Genomic DNA, 16,706 nt, shown 5'->3' with positions numbered 1-16,706 from the left:
TGCACGTGCGACGGACCGCGCCGGTGGCGAACGCGGTGGGGTTGCTGGCCGGGTACGCGCTGGACAGGCTGCTCGGTGATCCGCGCCGGTGGCACCCGGTGGCCGGTTTCGGGCAGGCCGCGGGTGCGTTGGAGCGCCGCCTCTACCGCCCGGATCGGACGGCGGGCGCCGCGTTCACCGCGCTGGCCGTGGGCGGGCCGGTGCTGCTCGGGGCGGTCGCCGCTGCGGCTACCTGCCACCGGCCGGTGACCCGGGCGGCGCTGGTGGCCGCCGGCACCTGGACCGTGCTGGGTGGTCGCACGCTTCGCCACGAAGCCACCACCATGGGTCGGACGCTGCGTGACGGTGATCTGCCCGCCGCCCGGCGACGCCTCGGCCACCTCTGTGGGCGGGACCCGTCGACGTTGGGCGAGTCGGAGTTGGCCCGCGCCACCGTCGAGTCGGTCGCCGAGAACACCTCCGACGCGGTTGTCGCCCCTCTGGTCTGGGGTGCGGTCGCCGGGCTGCCCGGCCTGCTGGGCTACCGGGCGGCAAACACCCTCGACGCGATGGTCGGGCACCGGTCGGCGCGCTACGCCCGATTCGGCACACCGGCCGCGCGGTTGGACGATGTCCTCAACCTGGTGCCGTCGAGGCTGACCGGGCTGCTCACCATCGCTGTCGCGCCGGTCGCCCACGGGGATCGGCAACGGGCCTGGCGGGTATGGCGGCGTGACCGCAACGACCACCCGAGCCCCAACGCCGGCCAGTGCGAGGCGGCGATGGCCGGCGCGCTCGGCGTCCGCCTCGGTGGCCGCAACGTCTACTTCGGGCGCTCCGAGGTGCGGCCGTTCCTCGGCGACGGCCCCCGCCCGGAGGCGCGCCACCTCAAGCGGGCCGCCCGGATCTCCGGCTCGGTCGGGCTGGCCGCGGTCGGGCTGGCCGCCGTGTACCCGGTTACCTTCGGCCGTCTGGTCGGCTTCGTGAGTCGGCACGGGTTGTCCGCCGTGACCGGAGGGCGCGGGTTTTCTGCGGTGACCGGAGGGCGCGGGCTGCGAGCTGTCGGAGCGGGGAGGGGGCGGTGAGCGGCGGGCTGCTGGTCGCCGGCACGACCTCCGACGCCGGCAAGAGCGTGCTCACCGCCGGTATCTGTCGTTGGCTGCACCGGCAGGGCGTGAAGGTGGCGCCGTACAAGGCACAGAACATGTCGAACAACTCGGCGGTGGTCGTCGGGCCGGACGGGCACGGCGGCGAGATCGGACGGGCCCAGGCCATGCAGGCCGCTGCCTGTGGGCTCGCCCCCGACCTGCGGTTCAACCCGGTCCTGCTCAAGCCGGGCAGCGACCTGGCCAGTCAGGTGGTCCTGCTCGGCGAGGCGGTCGACACGATCACCGCCGGCACGTTCCGGCACCTGCGTCCCCGGCTCGCCGAGACCGCGTACGCCGCACTCGCTGAGCTGCGCGACGCGTACGACGTGGTGATCTGCGAGGGCGCCGGCAGCCCCGCCGAGATCAACCTGCGGGCCGGTGACTACGTCAACATGGGGCTGGCCCGGCACGCCAACCTGCCCACCATCGTGGTGGGCGACATCGACCGTGGCGGCGTCTTCGCCTCGATGTTCGGCACCGTCGCCCTCCTGGACCCGGCGGACCAGGCACTGATCGCCGGCTTCGTGATCAACAAGTTCCGGGGTGACCGGGGGCTGCTCCAGCCGGGGCTGGACATGCTGCGTCACGTCACGGGTCGGCCCACGTACGGAGTGCTGCCCTGGGCACTGGACCTGTGGCTCGACGCGGAAGACTCCCTCGCCTACGGCCGGGTGCTCGGCCGCCCCGCGGCCCCGCACGGCACCGAGTGGTTGGACGTGGCGGTCGTTCGCCTACCCCGGATCAGCAACGCGACCGACGTGGAGGCCCTGGCCACCGAACCGGGCGTTCGCGTACGTCTCACCATCGAGCCGGCCGAGTTGGCCGCCGCCGACCTGGTCGTCCTGCCCGGCTCCAAGTCCACCGTCGCCGACCTGGCCTGGCTGCGCGAGACGGGTCTCGCCGACGCGGTGGTCACCCACGTGGCGGCCGGTAAGCCACTGCTCGGCCTCTGCGGCGGCTTTCAGATGCTCGGCCGCGCCATCCACGACACGGTGGAGAGCCGGCGGGGCAGCGTACCGGGGCTCGGCCTGCTGCCCATCGAGATCACCTTCGATCCCCGCAAGACCGTCCGACAGTCGGTGGGCACCGCCCACGGCGACCTCGCGGTGCGCGGTTACGAGATCCACCACGGGTACGTCTCGCACACCGACCCCACCCTGGCCCCGTTGCTGACCGGCGACGACGGTGTCGGCGAGGGAGCCGTGCTCGGCGCGGTGCACGGCACGCACTGGCACGGGGCGTTCGAGTCCGACGGGTTCCGCAGGTGGTTCCTCACCGAGGCGGCTCGCCTGGCCGGGCGTAGTGGATTCCGGGTCGCGCCGACGACCAGCTTCGCCGCCGCCCGGGAGCGTTCACTCGACCTGCTCGGTGACCTGGTCGAGGAGCACCTGGACACCGCTGCCCTCTGGCGTCTCATCGAAGCCGGCCCACCCGCCGGCCTACCCTTCATTCCACCCGGCCCGCCACCGTCCTGACCCTGTCCAATGCGGAGTGTCGGGGGACCGGGCCGCGCCCGGGGTGTTCGCGGCGCCCTCGCGAGTGGGGTGCCCTCGCGAGTGGGGTGCCCTCGCGAGTGGGTGCCCTCGCGGGTCACCGCCTCCGCATGATCGTGCACGATCCTGGTTGTAGTGGCCTCGCGAGCGACGGGAGGGGCCTGGTTCCGGGATCGAGCGCGATCTTGATCTGGGTGTCGGCAGCGCGCCGGCGAGGCGGTGGGATTCAGGGGCGGATGTCGGCTGGCCGGTCGGTGGTGGGGAGACCGGCGGCGAGCCAGGCGTCCACACCGCCGATCATGTCGGTCGCCCGGCGTAGACCGAGGGTCTGCAGGCTGGCGGCGGCGAGGCTGGAACTGTAGCCCTGCCGGCACACCAGCACGATCTCCCGGTCGTAGCCGGTGGCTTCGGGGATCCGCCAGGCGCTGGCCGGATCGAGCCGCCATTCCAGCACGGTCCGGTCGATGACGACCGCACCCGGCAGGTCGCCCTGTTCTCGGCGTTGCAGGTCGGTGCGGGTGTCGACCAGCAGCGCGCCGCCGCGGACCGCCTCGACGGTCTGCTGCGGGGTCAGTCGGTGCAGCCCGGCGCGGGCCTGTTCGAGCAGGGCGTCGATGCCGGGGCTCATCACGTCTCGGAGCACCACCCGATCATGCCGATTTGGTAGCGCCCCGGACGGCGAACGGGTCGCCCGTCACCCGTCGCCGCCCCAATTCCCCCGGACGTGACGGCACTCGGCCAGGGTGGTCAGCCGGACGAGTCGGAATGGCCAACCTCGACCGCTGTTGCAGCATGATCCACTCGACCTCAGGGATATCGCGGTGTCCCGCTGTCGGGGATACCGCGACATCCGTGATCTGGAGTCGATCATCCGTGGTTGCGGCGGCATACTTCGGTCATGCAGCAGGCGAGGCTGTGCTGAGCCCCGACACCGGCCGGCCGGTGTCGGGCCGCGAAGCCCTGAACACGGCAGGACCCGCGACCGGCAGGGCTGGGGACGCCGACGAGCCGGGGGACGCCGGCAAGGCCGGGCCTGCCGACGAGTGGGTGGCCGCCGGCGGGGCCGGGGACGCCGACGAGCTGGGGGACGCCGGCAAGGCCGGGGACCGGCGGGGCGTGGTGGTTGTCGAGGCGTACGCCGAACTGGCTCGTCGGGCGCTCGCGGGCCCGGCGCGGTTGGGGCGGACCCGGCTCGTCGCGGTCGACGGGCCGAGCGGCGCGGGTAAGAGCCGGTTCGCCGCGCACCTCGCGGATGCCCTGGCGGTGCGGCTGGGCGGTGCTCGCCCGCCCGTCGTGCACACCGACGACCTGCTCGACGGTTGGGACGACCAGGTCACCTTCTGGCCACGGCTCGACGAGGAGGTGCTCGCCCCGCTGCGCGAAGGGAAACCGGGTGCCTACCGGCGCTACAGCTGGGTGCGGCAGCGCTTCCTGGCCCGGCCGGTGCCGGTGCCGGTGGCGCCGGTGCTGGTGGTGGAGGGGGTCACCGCTGCCCGCGCGGTGGTCCGGCCGGAGGCGACCCTGTCGGTGTTCGTCACCGCGCCCGCGTCGGTGCGGCTGGCCCGCGCGGTCGCTCGGGACGGGTCGGAGATCCTGCCCGAGCTGCGTCGCTGGCACGCCGGGGAGCGGGCGCACTTCGCCGCCGACGGCACGGCCGCCCGCGCCGACCTGCTCGTCGACGGCGCGCCGACGCTGCCGTCCGACGCGGACCGCTACTACGCGCGCATCCGTTGAGCGGGCAGTGGACGAGCGGCACCGGCTCCGGCACGATGCGAGAAGGACGACGCGAGCGGCACGATGCAACAAGGACGACGCGAGCAGCACGACGCGAGCACGACGACGCCAGAAGCACCACGCGAGAGCGCTCAGGGCGCGCGGCGAACGGGGGACTCATCATGTCGGCAACGGAGCCGCCCGCGCGGCGCCGGATCACGCTCACCGGGATCAGCTCGCGGGCCTGGGAGCATCCGGCCGACCGGGGCGCCCTTGTCGCGTTGCGGGAGCTGCGCGGTTTCGACGACGTGGTGCGGTCGTTCTTCGGCATGTGGAACGAGCGCGGGTTCCGGCTGTCCGTGCTGGCCTCCGGCATCCGGGTCGATCACCGGCAGTACCCGGCGGTGTGGCAGCGCTACACCGAGGCCGCGGCGGCGCTCGACGTGGCCGAGCTGCCCGAGCTGTACGTGACCCAGTCGCCCTGGTTGGGCGCCGAGGCGGTCGGGCTGGAGCGGCCGTTCATCGTGCTGAACTCCGCGTGCGTGCAGCAACTCGACGAGGACGAGCTGCGCTGCCTGCTCGGCCACGAGTTGGGGCACGTGGGCAGCGGGCACGCGGTCTACAAGACCATGCTCATGATCCTCACCCGGTGGGCGGCCAACCTGAGCTGGTTGCCGGTGGGCGCGATCGCGCTGCGGGCGATCATCGCCGCGATGCTGGAGTGGTGGCGCAAGGCGGAACTGTCCGCCGACCGAGCCGGTCTGCTCGCCGGGCAGGACCCGGCCGCCGCGCTGCGGCTGCTGATGAAGCTCGCCGGCGGCGGTGACCTGTCCCAGATCGACACGACCGCGTTCCTGGAGCAGGCCGCCGAGTACGCCGGGGGCGGGGACCTGCGCGACAGCCTGCACAAGATCCGGATGACGGCGTGGAGCACCCATCCCGCGCCGGTGGCACGGGCGGCGCAACTGCGCCAGTGGATCGACTCCGGGGCGTACGGGCGGGTGCTGGGTGGGGACTATCCGCGCCGCGACGAGGACAGCTCGACGAGCGTCTCCGAGGAGATCAAGGCGGCTGCCGACTCGTACCGGGAGGAGTTCAGCCGCTCCACCGACCCGCTGGTCGGGCTGCTGCGCCGGTTCGGCGACGGCGCGAGCGACGTCGGCGAGTGGGTCGGCGGCACCGCCGGTCGGGCCCGCTCCTGGGTGGATGCCGCCACCGAGGCGGCGGGCCGCGCGCAGCGCGCCGGTCGGGCCGCCCCGGGCGCCGGCCCGGCGGACGGCGGCGACGGTACGGGCTCCGCCGGCACGACCCGGTAAGGCCGGCATACGATTCCGGTCATGACCTCACCGATCATGTCCGAGTCCGAGGTGCGGGCCGCCGTCGAGCGGGAGATGCCCGGCGTCCGTGCCGACCTGGAACGCCTCGTCCGCATCCCCGGCATCGCCTTCGAGGGTTTCGACCATTCCCACGTGGAACGCTCCGCCGAGGCGGTCGCCGAGTTGCTGCGCGGCTGCGGCCTGGACGTCGACATCGTGCGTTCCGGTGGCCAGCCGGCGGTGATCGGTCGTCGAGCCGCCCCGCCCGGCGCGCCGACCGTTCTGCTCTACGCCCACCACGACGTGCAGCCGGTCGGCGACCGGTCGCTGTGGGAGTCCGACCCGTTCGAGCCGGTGGAACGGGACGGCCGGCTCTACGCCCGGGGCGCGGCCGACGACAAGGCCGGTGTCATGGCGCACGTGGCGGCACTGCGGGCGTACGGGGACGCGCTGCCGGTCGGCGTGGTGCTCTTCATCGAGGGTGAGGAGGAGTACGGCTCCGACTCGCTGGAGCGGCTGCTCGCCGAGCACCGCGACCAGATCACCTCGGATGTCATCGTGATCGCCGACTCCAGCAACTGGGACGTGGGCGTACCGGCGTTGACCACCTCGCTGCGCGGCGTCGTCAACTGTTTCGTCGAGGTGCGCACGCTGGACCACGCGGTGCACAGCGGCATGTTCGGCGGCGCCGTCCCGGACGCGCTCACCGCGCTGGTCCGGCTGCTGGCGAGCCTGCACGACGACGCCGGTGACGTGGTGGTGGACGGGCTGGTCGGCCGGGAGGGGGCCACCGTCGACTACCCGGAGGACCGGTTCCGCGCCGAGGCCGGCCTGGCCGAGGGCGTGCAGTTCGTCGGCACCGGACAGCTCACCGACCGGCTCTGGACCAAACCCGCCGTGGCGGTGCTCGGCATCGACGCGCCGGCCACCGGCGAGGCGCCGAACGCCCTGGTGCCGGCCGCCAAGGCGAAGCTCAACGTCCGCCTCGCGCCGGGGGACGACCCGAAGCGGGCGTACGCGGCGGTGCGCGCCCACCTGGAGAAGCACGCCCCGTGGGGCGCCCAGGTGACCGTCAGCCTGGAGCACGACGGCAACCCGTGTGTGATCGACGCGTCCGGGCCGATGTTCGACGCCGCCCGCGCGGCGTTCCGGGCCGCCTGGGACGGCACCGAGCCGGTGGACATCGGCATCGGCGGTTCGATCCCGTTCATCGCCACGTTCCAGGAGATGTTCCCGAACGCGGCGATCCTGGTGACCGGTGTGGAGGATCCGCACGCCCGCGCGCACGGCCCGAACGAGAGTCTGCACCTGGGGGAGTTCGCCCGGGTCTGCCTCGCCGAGGCGCTGCTGCTGGGCAAGGTGGCCGCAGCGGGGAGGTAGGTGTCGGAACGGCAACTTCCGGTCTGATCTGGGATTTTACGGCGTGTCGGATGGCTGGCTGTTATAGCCTTTCGTACATGAGTACGAACGAGGTGATGGCCCGGTTGGGGGCCGCCGTCAGCGCACTGGGAGATGTCGACGTCTCCGCGTGGTCCGAGGACACGCTCAACGAACAGCTCGGTGAGCTCTCCGCCGCTCTGGTCGCCCTCGACTCGGTGCTCTCCCGGGTCGCTGGCGAGGTCCGTGCGCGGGGGTTGCGCATCGAGGAGCCCGTCTCCGCCTAGCCGCCTGTTTCCTGAGGCCTGGACGGCCTGCCGCAGGCCCCGAACCGTCGTCCGCGCAGGTGGGCGGCACCCCGCCGACACCGCCCGGGCACGGCAATGCCCGGGCGGTGTCGGAGGTGACTGGCAGGATGGGCGGCGTGCGGTTCCTCGATCTGGCAGCGACGTCCGCGGCCGTCGGCGCCACCAGCGGCCGACGGGCCAAGGTGGAGCTGCTCGCTGACGCGTTGCGCCGGCTCGACCCGGCCGAGGTCGAGCCCGGTGCCGGCTACCTCGCGGGTGAGCTGCGCCAACGGCAGACCGGGGTGGGCTATGCGAGCCTTCGTGACCTGCCGCCACCGGCCGCCGAGCCGACGCTGACCGTGGCCGCCGTCGACGCGGCCATCGCGCAGATCGCCGCGGTGCACGGCACCGGTTCACAGACTCGGCGTCGGGCGCTGCTCGGTGCCCTCTACGCGGCGGCGACGGCCGACGAGCAGCGTCTGCTCACCGGTCTGTTCAGTGGCGAGCTGCGGCAGGGCGCCCAGGCCGGTCTTCTCGCCGACGCGGTGGCGCGGGCCGCCGACGTGCCGGTGGCCGCGGTCCGTCGGGCGCTGCTGCTCGCCGGTGACCTGCGCGCCGTGGCGGTGGCCGCGCTGGCCGGAGGAGCTGCCGAGCTGGCCGGCTTCGGCCTGCGGGTCGGCCGACCGTTGGCGCCGATGCTCGCGCAGAGCGCCCCCTCGGTCGACGAGGCGCTCGCCGCGACGGGCACGCCGGCGGTGGTCGACGTGAAGCTCGACGGCATCCGCATCCAGGTGCACCGCTCCGGCGCGGACATCGCCGTCTTCACCCGCAGCCTCGACGAGATCACCGCCCGGGTGCCCGAGGTGGTCGCCGCGGTCCGGTCCCTGCCGGGGCGGGAGTTGGTGCTCGACGGGGAGGCGATCGGTCTCGACGAGACCGGGCGACCACTGCCGTTCCAGCAGACATCGAGCCGGGCCGCCCGCCGCACCACCCCGAGCACCACCGGGCGCACACCTGTCGCCCCGGCGGTGCTCGCGGCCGCCGCCAGCACGGGCGCGACGGTGCTCACTCCGTACTTCTTCGACCTGCTGCACCTCGACGGTCAAGATCTGATCGACCTGCCCGGCCGCGAACGGTGGGCCGCCCTCGCCGGTGCGGTGGATTCGTCGCTGCTGGTCGGGCGGATGGAGGTCGACGGCCCGGAGCAGGCCGCCGCCGCGTTCGCCGCCGCGCTCGACGCCGGGCAGGAGGGCGTGGTGGTCAAGGCGCCGGATGCCCCCTACGACGCCGGCCGGCGCGGTGCCGCCTGGGTCAAGGTCAAGCCCCGGCACACCCTCGACCTGGTGGTGCTCGCCGTCGAGTGGGGCAGCGGGCGGCGCAAGGGCTGGCTGTCCAACCTGCATCTGGGTGCGCGCGACCCGCAGACGGGTGGCTTCGTCATGCTCGGCAAGACGTTCAAGGGGCTCACCGACGAGTTGCTGCGCTGGCAGACCGAGCGTTTCCTCGACCTCGCCGTGGAGCGCGGCGACTGGGTGGTGCGGGTCCGCCCCGAGCAGGTGGTGGAGATCGCCTTCGACGGGGTGCAGACCAGCTCGCGCTATCCCGGGGGGATGGCGCTGCGGTTCGCCCGGGTCGTGCGGTACCGCGACGACAAGTCCGCCGCCGAGGCGGACACCATCGACGCGGTCCGCGCCATCCACACCGGCCGTCCCGTCGGCTGACCGGCCCGGGTCACCTTCCGGACAACGACCTCGCGTAGTTCACCTGGTTGTTGATGTGCGCCACCTGAGCCTGATCGGCGACCGGAATCCGGGCCACGTACTGCTGCGGGCCGTTGGTGACCGTCACCTGCACTGTGCCGTGGTGCCGGGTCTCCTTGACCAGCAGGAACAGCAGACTCAAGACGAACAGGCAGAAGAACCCGACGATGGCGCAGACCAGCGCCCAGGTCGCCACCTTCTCCTCGCGCTGCCAGTAGTCGGCCACGTGCCAGGTGGCACCGGCCAACGGCAGCACTCCGGTGGGCGTGCGGATGACCGGCGGGCAGACCGCGATCTCGGCGATCTGCACCGCGACCACCTCCGGCCCGCCGAACGCGAGCGCCGCCGGGTGCGCCGACACCGGCGACGGAGGGTACGGCCCGGCCGCCGGCCACGCCCCGCCGGGCGGCGTCGCGTGCTGCGCGGGCGGGCCGGAGAACGGCGTCGCGGGCGGCGACGAGAACGATGACGGCTGCGCCGGATACGGCGGCGCCGAAAACGGCGGTGTGGCCTGCGGCGGCACGCTCGGGAAGGGTGTCGTCGGCGGGGTGGTCGGCAGCGGCTCGGTCGACGACGCGGCGGTCCACGGATCGATCGGCGGTTGCGGTTGGGTCACCGGCTCCGGCTGCGCGGCCGTGGGATCCGAACTCACCGAGACCTCCAACACGGGATCGTCACGTGGCGCAGGCTACCGGCTGCCCTGTCGTCCCGCATGCCCCCGAGTGTCTGTTTGGGACGCCGACGCCGACGCCGACGCGCCGACCTCGGGCCTCGGTCAGGCGGTCGCGCTCGGCGTCGGCTCGGCGGCGCGGTCCACCGGGGCCGCGGTGACACCGATCCCGGCGGCGCGGCGGGCCTCCCGGCGCGCCACCCAGCCGTAGCCGAACAGGGACATCACCGCGAAGAGCCACCACTGCACGACGTAGCCGAAGTTCTGCCAGTTGTTGGCGTGCCCGACGGGCACCGCCTTGAACACCGGATCGGCCGCCGGGGTCTGCTCGTCGAGCAGCAGGTACGCGCCGTAGACGGGGTAGGGCAGCTCGCCAGCGAGTCGTGACACACCGATCCGGCGGATCTCCAGTCGCCCGTCGCGCCGCGCCACCGCGCCGGCGCCGCTCTCGGTCTCGTGCACCCGACCGACCACCGTCACATCGCCGGTCGGCACGGCGGGTACCGACGGCTGGGCGGTCGCCCCACCCGGCGCCGGCGGGATCCAACCCCGATCCACGAGCAGCGCCGTGCCGTCCGCGAGCACCAGTGGGGTGAGCACCTCGAAGCCGACCCGGCTGTCCACCGTCCGGCCACGGACCAGCACGGTGTTCGTCGGGTCGTAACGGCCGGTGACGGTGACCCGGCTCCAGACCCTGTCCTCGGCCGGCGCGGGGCCGACCGTCCCCGCGCCGCCGGTGGGGGCACGCAGGGCGACGGACAGCGGCGTCGGGGTCATCCGCTGACCCGCGTCGATCCGCTCGTTGACCTCGGTACGCCCCCGGTAGCGGTCCAGCTGCCAGTTGCCGAGGAACACCATCACGGCGGCGGCGACCAGGGTCAGCGCGAGAGCGCCCAGCCAGCGTGGGCTCAGCAGGAACCGGTACACAGCACGAGGCTACCCGTATGACCGGCACCACTGACCTGGACCGGGCCGCGACCGCGCCGCCGGCCCCGGTTGGCGGTGCTCGCCTCGACAACGGGGCGGGTATCGTCACGCCGACGGATCGGCCGCGGTCGTCCCCGTCGCGTACCCGCCGCCGCTCGCGAGGAGTCGATGATGACCGTCGTGCCGCGCCTGGTGCTCAGCGCGCCGTCCTCCGGGCACGGTAAGAACGCGCTGGCGATCGGGCTGCTCGCCGCCCTGGCTGAGCGTGGGGTCGACGTCGCCGGGTTCAAGCTCGGGCCGGACCACGTCGACGCCGCGTACCTCGGTCTGGCCGCCGGTCGGCCAGGTCGGGTGATCGATCCCCGGCTGGTCGGCACCGACCGGCTCGCACCGCTGGTGGCGCACGGCGCGGCCGGTGCCGGGCTCGCCGTGGTGCAGGGCAGCATGGGGCTGTACGACTCGGTCGGTGGCCGCCCCGAACAGGAGTCCACCGCCGCCGCGGCAGCCGCGCTGCGCAGCCCGGTGGTGCTCGTTGTCGATGTGGCCGCGATGGGTCAGTCGGTGGCGGCCCTGGTGCACGGTTTCCGTTCGTACGACGAGCAGTTGTGGCTCGGTGGGGTGATCCTCAACCGGGTGGCGTCGTCGCGGCACGAGGGAATGCTGCGCGAGGCGCTGGACGACGTGGGGGTGCCGGTCTACGGCGCGCTGCGTCGCCAGGACCTGCCGGCGGTGCTGCCGTCGCGGCGGCACGGGGTGGCGCCGGTGGTCGACGGGTCGGCCGACGCCGTCCGTGCGGTCAGCCGGCTGGGCGAGGCCGTCGCCGCCACGGTGGATCTGGAACGGCTTCTCGGGCTGGCCCGCTCGGCCCCGCCGCTGCCGGCACCGGCCTGGTCTCCCGAGGAGGCCCTCGGGGCGTTCCCGCCCCCGGCGAACCGGCCGCTGGTGGCGGTTGCCGGTGGGCCGGGCGGCAGCTTCAGCCACCCGGAGACCACCGAACTGCTGCGGGCTGCCGGCGCGGAGGTCGTCGTCGTCGACCCGCTGCGCGACGAGGCGCTGCCGGTCGGCACCCGCGCGCTTGTCGTCGGCGGCGCGTTGCCCGAGGCGTACGCCGAGCAGTTGTCGGCCAACCGGCGGCTCTGCATCGCGGTGGCCGAGTTGGCGCGGACCGGCCGTCCGGTGATCGCCGAGGGCGCCGGACTGCTCTGGCTGGCCCGCGAGCTGGACGGGCTGCCGATGTGTGGGGTCCTCGACGCGGTCGGTGTCAGTCGGGACGGCCTGGTGGCCGGCTACCGGGAGGCGACCGCCCAGACCGACAGCGTGGTCGCCGCCCACGGCACGGTGCTTGTCGGCCACAAGGCGCACCGGGCGGTGCTCACCCCCCGTGCTGGTCAGCGCCCGGCGTGGAGCTGGGAGGGCGGCACGCCGGAGGGCTTCGTCTGGCGCAACGTGCACGCCTCGCAGCTCACCCTGCACTGGGCCGGTCATCCGGCCACGGCCGCCCGGTTGGTCGCCGCCGCGGCGGCCGACCCGACGGCCGAGGTGGTGCCCGTGGAGTCCGGCGGGGTGCCGGCCTGACTCCTCGGGTGGCGGTGCGCCGCCGCCGTCGGGTCAGCCGACGATCGCGTCCGACGGTGGGGTGAACTGGCGGGTCGGTGTGCCCTTCAGGCCGTCGCGGAGGGTTTCCGAGACCGCCTTGATCGGGATCTGGGACTGCCCGTCACCCACGGCGTTGAACGGATTGTCCGGGTCGGAGATGAAGCTCGCCGCGGCCAGCTCCGGGGTGTAGCCGACGAACCAGGCGGACCGGGTGCTGTCGGTCGTACCGGTCTTGCCGGCCACCGGGCGTCCGACCGTGCCTCGCACGCTGTCGGCGGTGGACCAGCCGCCGCAGCTACCGCGCGCCGGGGTGTCTCCGGTCGGGCAGCGGGCGGCGTCGGTGGCCGCCCGGGCGGCGTCCGCACTCACCACCTGCCGGCAGCGTGGCTTGGCCACCTCCCGGTGGAGGCCACCCGGCGTGGCGTACGTGGCGGGTGTGCCGTCCCGGTTCATGATCGCCTGAACCGGGATCGCCTCGCAGTAGCGGCCGTCGGCGGCGATGGCGGCGTAGGCGTTCGCCATCTCCAGCGGGGTGGCGTCGGAGACGCCCAGGGTGAACGCGCCCCACTTCTTCGCCTTCTCCGGGGACGCGTGGTCCCGGTCGACGTCGGTGCGCCACCGCAGCCCGAGCTGCTCGGCCAACCGGACCGCCCGGTCCGCGCCGACCTTCTCCTCCAGCCACACGAAGTACGTGTTCACCGATTTGCCGAAGCCGGACCACATGGTCTGCTGGCCGGTCATGGCGCCGCTGGCGTTGGAGGGCGCCCAGCCGTCGTAGACGGGCGACCGGTAGCGGTGCGGGGCGTTGAACGAGGTGGAGAGCGTCATCCCCGAGTCCAGCGCGGCCAGCATCGGGAACATCTTGAACGTCGACCCGGCCTGGTAGCCCGCCAGGTCACCGCCACCGAGCAGCGGCGCCACCGTGTTCGGGTAGTTGGCCTTCACCTTCGGCCCGGCCTCGGGGTTGGAACTCTGCGGGTTCTCGCTGAGATCCAGCGAGTACGTCCGGTTCACCGCCATCGCCTTCACCCGGCCGGTGCCTGGCTCGGAGACCACGATCCCGTTGGCGAACGGGCTGCCGGTGGCCTCCTTGCTGCCGACGTTCTTCTCCGCCGCCGCCTGGACCTTCGGGTCGAGGCTGAGCACGATCCGGTAGCCGCCCCGGCGCAACTTGTCCATCCGTTCCAGCGGGTTGGCGCCGAAGGCGGGCTGCGCGCTCCACCAGTTCTTCAGGTAGTCGCAGGCGAAGCCCCAGCTGTTGTACTTCTCCGCCACCGCCGCGCAGTCGTGCGGCGGGGTGGTCAGCTTCAGCCGGATCGGCTCGGCCTTCGCGGCGGCGGCCGAGTCGGGGGAGAGGTAACCGAGTTGGCTCATCCGGTCCAGCACGTAGTCCCGCCGCCCGGTGGCCTCCTTCTGGTCGGAGTCGGCCGGGTCGTACTCGGACGGGGACTTGACCAGCCCGGCGAGGGTGGCGGCCTCCACCGGGGTGAGGTCCTTCGGGGTCTTGGAGAAGAAGATCTCGCTGGCCGCGTAGATGCCGTACGCCCGGTGCCCGAAGTACGCCGAGTTGAGGTAGCGCTCCATGATCTGTTCCTTGCTCAGCTCCTTCTCCAGGTCCATCGCCATCCGCATTTCCTTGACCTTGCGCAGGCTGGTCTGCTGGGTGGCTTCCTGGACCTCCTTGGGCGTGGTCGCGCTGTCCCGCAGTGCCATCCGGACGTACTGCATGGTCAGGGTCGACGCACCCTGGGAGCCGCCGGAGCGGGCATTGGACACGAAGGCGCGGGCCACGCCCTTCGGGTCGACACCGTGGTGCTGGTAGAAGCGCGAGTCCTCGGCGGCGATGATCGCCTGCTGGATGTTCGGCGACATGTCCGACAGCTTGGTGTACTGCCGGTACTCCTCGTAGAACATGGTCAGCACGGTCTTGCCGTCCGGGGCGTAGACGTAGGAGGTCTCGGCGGGCAGGGCGGTGGTCAGCACTCTGGTCTTCTGCTCCACGGCGTGCGCGGTGGCCTTCGCGCCGAGCCCGGTGAGGGCGACGAGTGGGTACGCGGCGGCGGCGATCACGATTCCGGCGATCAGTCCGGCGCGGAGAAGAGGAACGAGTCGACCAGCGGCAGCAAGGGGTCGGTTACTCACATGGCCAAGTTATGACATTTCCGATTCGTACCTGAGAAGAACTCTTAAACCGGCGAGTGGTGACGCGGCTTACTGTCCCACCGGCCACCTTCCCGGCAGGATCGCGGGCATGTCTGATCAGCCGAGCGGGGTGGCCGCCACCGCCGGGGTCGAGCCGGACCTCGCGCACCACGGCGACGCGGAGGTCGGCGACGGGCTGATCGACCTCGCCGTCAACGTCCGGCAGGCACCGGCTCCCGCCTGGTTGGCCGGGCCGATCGCCGCGACCCTGACCGAGTTGGCCCACTATCCGGATCCGCTGCCGGCCCGGGCGGCGGTCGCGGCCCGACACCGCCGTCACCCGAACGAGGTGCTGCTCACCGCCGGCGCCGCCGAGGGCTTCGTGCTGATCGCCCAGGCGTTGCGCGGGGTGCGCCGGCCGGTGGTGGTGCACCCCCAGTTCACCGAGCCGGAGGCGGCGCTGCGGGCCGCCGGACACCCGGTCGAGCGGGTGCTGCTGGACGCCGCCGACGACTTCCGGCTCGACCCGTCCCGGGTGCCCGCCGACGCCGACCTGGTGATGATCGGCAACCCCACGAACCCGACGTCGGTGCTGCACCCCGCGCGGACGGTGGCCGCGCTGGCCCGCCCCGGCCGGGTGCTGGTGGTCGACGAGGCGTTCGCCGACACCACCACCGCCCCCGGGCACCCCGGCGAACCGGAGTCGCTGGCCGAGCGGCGGGACCTGCCCGGCCTACTCGTCCTGCGTAGCCTCACCAAGACGTGGGGCCTGGCCGGCCTCCGGATCGGCTACCTGCTCGGGGCACCGGACCTGCTGGCCCGGCTGGCCGCCGTCCAGCCGCTCTGGGCCGTCTCCACCCCCGCGCTGGCCGCCGCCGCGGCCTGCGCCACCGACGTCGCGGTTCAGGCCGAGCGCGCGATCGCCGCCGATCTCGCCGCCGACCGCGACCACCTGGTCGCCCGCCTCGCCGACCTGCCCGGTGTACGCGTCGTCGGCCGCCCGGCCAGCGCGTTCGTCCTGCTGCACCTGCCGGGCGCGACAGCGATCCGGGCCGCCCTTCGTGAGCGCGGCTGGGCGGTGCGCCGGGGCGACACCTTCCCCGGCCTCGGCCCAGACTGGCTGCGGGTGGCGGTACGGGACCGGAACACCAGCGACGCGTTCGTCGACGTGCTGCGCGAGACCATGGAGGCATGATGCTGGAAACCACGATCGCGGCGATCCGCCCGGCGGACGACGCGGCCATGGCCGCCGCCCGCGAGCTGCACGGCCGGCTGACCAAGCCGGCGGGCTCGCTGGGCGCCCTGGAAGAGCTGTCGGTACGCCTCGCCGGCCTGGCCGGGGCCTGCCCGCCACCGCTGCCCGAGCGGGCCGCGGTAGCGATCTTCGCGGGCGACCACGGAGTGCACGCCCAGGGGGTGAGCCCCTGGCCGCAGGAGGTCACCGGCCAGATGATCGGCAGCTTCCTGGCCGGCGGGGCGGTGGTCAACGCGTTCGCCCGGCAGGCCGGCGCGTCGGTCACCGTGGTCGACGTCGGGGTGGCCACCCCGCTGCCCGCCGGACCGCCCGCCGACGCTTCCGTGCTCGACCCGGCGGTGCCTCGGCTGGTTGTCGCGTCGGTCCGCCGGGGCACCCGCGATTTCACGGTGACCGCCGCACTCACCCGGGACGAGGCGCTGGCGGCGGTGCGGACCGGCATCCGGATCGCCGACGAGCTGATCGACGCCGGAGCCGACATCCTGCTCACCGGCGACATGGGCATCGGCAACACCACCCCGGCCGCCACGCTGATCGCCGCGTTCACCGGCGCCGACCCGCTCGACGCCACCGGGCGGGGCACCGGCATCGACGACCCGACCTACGCGCACAAGGTTGCCGTGGTGCGCGCCGCGCTGGCCCGGCACGCGCCCGACCCGGCCGACCCGCTGGGTGTGCTGGCCGCCGTCGGTGGCCTGGAGCACGCCGCGCTGGCCGGGCTGATCCTGGGTGCCGCCGCCCGCCGTACGCCGGTGCTGCTGGACGGCGTGATCGCGGTCTCGGCCGCACTGGCTGCCGCCGCGTTCGCCCCGGACGCGGTCTGCGCCATGGTCGCCGGGCACCGCTCGGCCGAGCCGGGTGCGACCGCGGCGCTGCGGCACCTCGGCCTCGACCCGCTGATCGACCTGGGGTTGCGCCTCGGTGAGGGCACCGGCGCGTTGCTGGCGCTGCCGGTGGTCACCGGCGCGGTTCGGGTGCTGCACGAGGTGGCCACCTTCGACTCCGCCGGGGTGGCGGAGAAGTGACAACGCGCAGCGAGCGAG

14 protein-coding genes are annotated in these 16,706 nt (G+C 73.6%); 10 read left to right on the top strand and 4 right to left on the bottom strand.

Translation table 11 applies throughout. The features are described 5' to 3' along the window. Positions 1 to 5: 5 nt before the first annotated feature. Both AB0A90_RS30660 and AB0A90_RS30655 read left to right on the top strand, forming a co-directional pair. Positions 6 to 1,064 carry a cobalamin biosynthesis protein gene (locus AB0A90_RS30660; protein ID WP_357254643.1) on the top strand — a complete coding sequence of 353 codons (1,059 nt, stop codon included), beginning with the start codon at positions 6 to 8 and terminating at the stop codon, positions 1,062 to 1,064. Then, the gene (locus AB0A90_RS30655; RefSeq protein ID WP_357254642.1) at positions 1,061 to 2,602 is read left to right on the top strand and encodes a cobyric acid synthase; all 1,542 of its coding nucleotides are present in this window, start codon (positions 1,061 to 1,063) and stop codon (positions 2,600 to 2,602) included. Before AB0A90_RS30660 ends, AB0A90_RS30655 begins: the two co-directional genes overlap by 4 nt. A 244-nt stretch (positions 2,603 to 2,846) precedes the next feature. Here AB0A90_RS30655 and AB0A90_RS30650 read toward each other — a convergent pair whose 3' ends face one another. Further along, on the bottom strand, positions 2,847 to 3,248 hold the full coding sequence (locus tag AB0A90_RS30650) for a rhodanese-like domain-containing protein (RefSeq protein WP_088949799.1): 402 nt from the start codon (positions 3,246 to 3,248) through the stop codon (positions 2,847 to 2,849). Positions 3,249 to 3,736: 488 nt separating this feature from the next. On the opposite strand from AB0A90_RS30650, the gene AB0A90_RS30645 reads away from it, so the two are divergent. From AB0A90_RS30645 to AB0A90_RS30625, 5 genes are all read left to right on the top strand, one after another. Next, positions 3,737 to 4,354 (top strand): hypothetical protein, encoded by a 618-nt coding sequence (locus AB0A90_RS30645; RefSeq protein ID WP_357254780.1) that lies wholly within the window; start codon positions 3,737 to 3,739, stop codon positions 4,352 to 4,354. A gap of 161 nt (positions 4,355 to 4,515) precedes the next feature. Then, positions 4,516 to 5,649 (top strand): M48 family metallopeptidase, encoded by a 1,134-nt coding sequence (locus AB0A90_RS30640; protein ID WP_357254640.1) that lies wholly within the window; start codon positions 4,516 to 4,518, stop codon positions 5,647 to 5,649. A gap of 36 nt (positions 5,650 to 5,685) precedes the next feature. After that, positions 5,686 to 7,029: a dipeptidase gene (locus AB0A90_RS30635; protein ID WP_357254778.1), complete on the top strand. Its 1,344-nt coding sequence runs from the start codon at positions 5,686 to 5,688 to the stop codon at positions 7,027 to 7,029. 77 nt (positions 7,030 to 7,106) lie between these two features. Further along, positions 7,107 to 7,313: a hypothetical protein gene (locus tag AB0A90_RS30630; protein ID WP_030333429.1), complete on the top strand. Its 207-nt coding sequence runs from the start codon at positions 7,107 to 7,109 to the stop codon at positions 7,311 to 7,313. Between the two features lie 128 nt (positions 7,314 to 7,441). After that, complete coding sequence (locus tag AB0A90_RS30625) at positions 7,442 to 9,034, top strand: ATP-dependent DNA ligase (protein WP_357254776.1); 1,593 nt, start codon at positions 7,442 to 7,444, stop codon at positions 9,032 to 9,034. Positions 9,035 to 9,044: 10 nt separating this feature from the next. Here the strand turns inward: AB0A90_RS30625 and AB0A90_RS30620 are convergent, their stop codons facing one another. Both AB0A90_RS30620 and AB0A90_RS30615 read right to left on the bottom strand, forming a co-directional pair. Beyond that, entirely contained in the window at positions 9,045 to 9,725 is a 681-nt protein-coding gene (locus AB0A90_RS30620) for a hypothetical protein (protein WP_357254638.1), read from the bottom strand. 123 nt (positions 9,726 to 9,848) lie between these two features. Further along, positions 9,849 to 10,670 (bottom strand): SURF1 family protein, encoded by an 822-nt coding sequence (locus tag AB0A90_RS30615; RefSeq protein ID WP_357254636.1) that lies wholly within the window; start codon positions 10,668 to 10,670, stop codon positions 9,849 to 9,851. Between the two features lie 171 nt (positions 10,671 to 10,841). Here AB0A90_RS30615 and AB0A90_RS30610 point away from each other — a divergent pair, with 171 nt between their 5' ends. Then, entirely contained in the window at positions 10,842 to 12,245 is a 1,404-nt protein-coding gene (locus AB0A90_RS30610; protein ID WP_357254634.1) for a cobyrinate a,c-diamide synthase, read from the top strand. Between the two features lie 33 nt (positions 12,246 to 12,278). On the opposite strand, the gene AB0A90_RS30605 is transcribed toward AB0A90_RS30610, so the two are convergent. Continuing rightward, entirely contained in the window at positions 12,279 to 14,408 is a 2,130-nt protein-coding gene (locus AB0A90_RS30605; protein WP_357254633.1) for a transglycosylase domain-containing protein, read from the bottom strand. A 109-nt stretch (positions 14,409 to 14,517) separates the two neighbouring features. Here AB0A90_RS30605 and cobC point away from each other — a divergent pair, with 109 nt between their 5' ends. Beyond that, positions 14,518 to 15,603 carry an Rv2231c family pyridoxal phosphate-dependent protein CobC gene (gene cobC / locus AB0A90_RS30600; protein WP_357254631.1) on the top strand — a complete coding sequence of 362 codons (1,086 nt, stop codon included), beginning with the start codon at positions 14,518 to 14,520 and terminating at the stop codon, positions 15,601 to 15,603. Next, positions 15,603 to 16,688, top strand: a complete 1,086-nt coding sequence (cobT, locus tag AB0A90_RS30595) for a nicotinate-nucleotide--dimethylbenzimidazole phosphoribosyltransferase (protein ID WP_357254774.1) — start codon at positions 15,603 to 15,605, stop codon at positions 16,686 to 16,688. The genes cobC and cobT overlap by 1 nt, the downstream gene beginning before the upstream one ends. Positions 16,689 to 16,706 lie beyond the last annotated feature (18 nt).

This window comes from Micromonospora sp. NPDC049204 (genome assembly GCF_040647935.1).
Lineage (GTDB): Bacteria > Actinomycetota > Actinomycetes > Mycobacteriales > Micromonosporaceae > Micromonospora.
Note: the sequence above shows the minus strand (reverse complement) of the source record. Positions and strands in the feature narration are given on the sequence as shown.

Coding starts and splice junctions, on each gene's coding strand:
- AB0A90_RS30610 (WP_357254634.1), top strand. CDS start 10,842: ATGACCGTCGTGCCGCGCCTGGTGCTCAGCGCGCCGTCCTCCGGGCAC.
- AB0A90_RS30635 (WP_357254778.1), top strand. CDS start 5,686: ATGTCCGAGTCCGAGGTGCGGGCCGCCGTCGAGCGGGAGATGCCCGGC.
- AB0A90_RS30630 (WP_030333429.1), top strand. CDS start 7,107: ATGAGTACGAACGAGGTGATGGCCCGGTTGGGGGCCGCCGTCAGCGCA.
- cobC (WP_357254631.1), top strand. CDS start 14,518: ATGTCTGATCAGCCGAGCGGGGTGGCCGCCACCGCCGGGGTCGAGCCG.
- AB0A90_RS30640 (WP_357254640.1), top strand. CDS start 4,516: ATGTCGGCAACGGAGCCGCCCGCGCGGCGCCGGATCACGCTCACCGGG.
- cobT (WP_357254774.1), top strand. CDS start 15,603: ATGCTGGAAACCACGATCGCGGCGATCCGCCCGGCGGACGACGCGGCC.
- AB0A90_RS30625 (WP_357254776.1), top strand. CDS start 7,442: ATGGGCGGCGTGCGGTTCCTCGATCTGGCAGCGACGTCCGCGGCCGTC.
- AB0A90_RS30650 (WP_088949799.1), bottom strand. CDS start 3,248: ATGAGCCCCGGCATCGACGCCCTGCTCGAACAGGCCCGCGCCGGGCTG.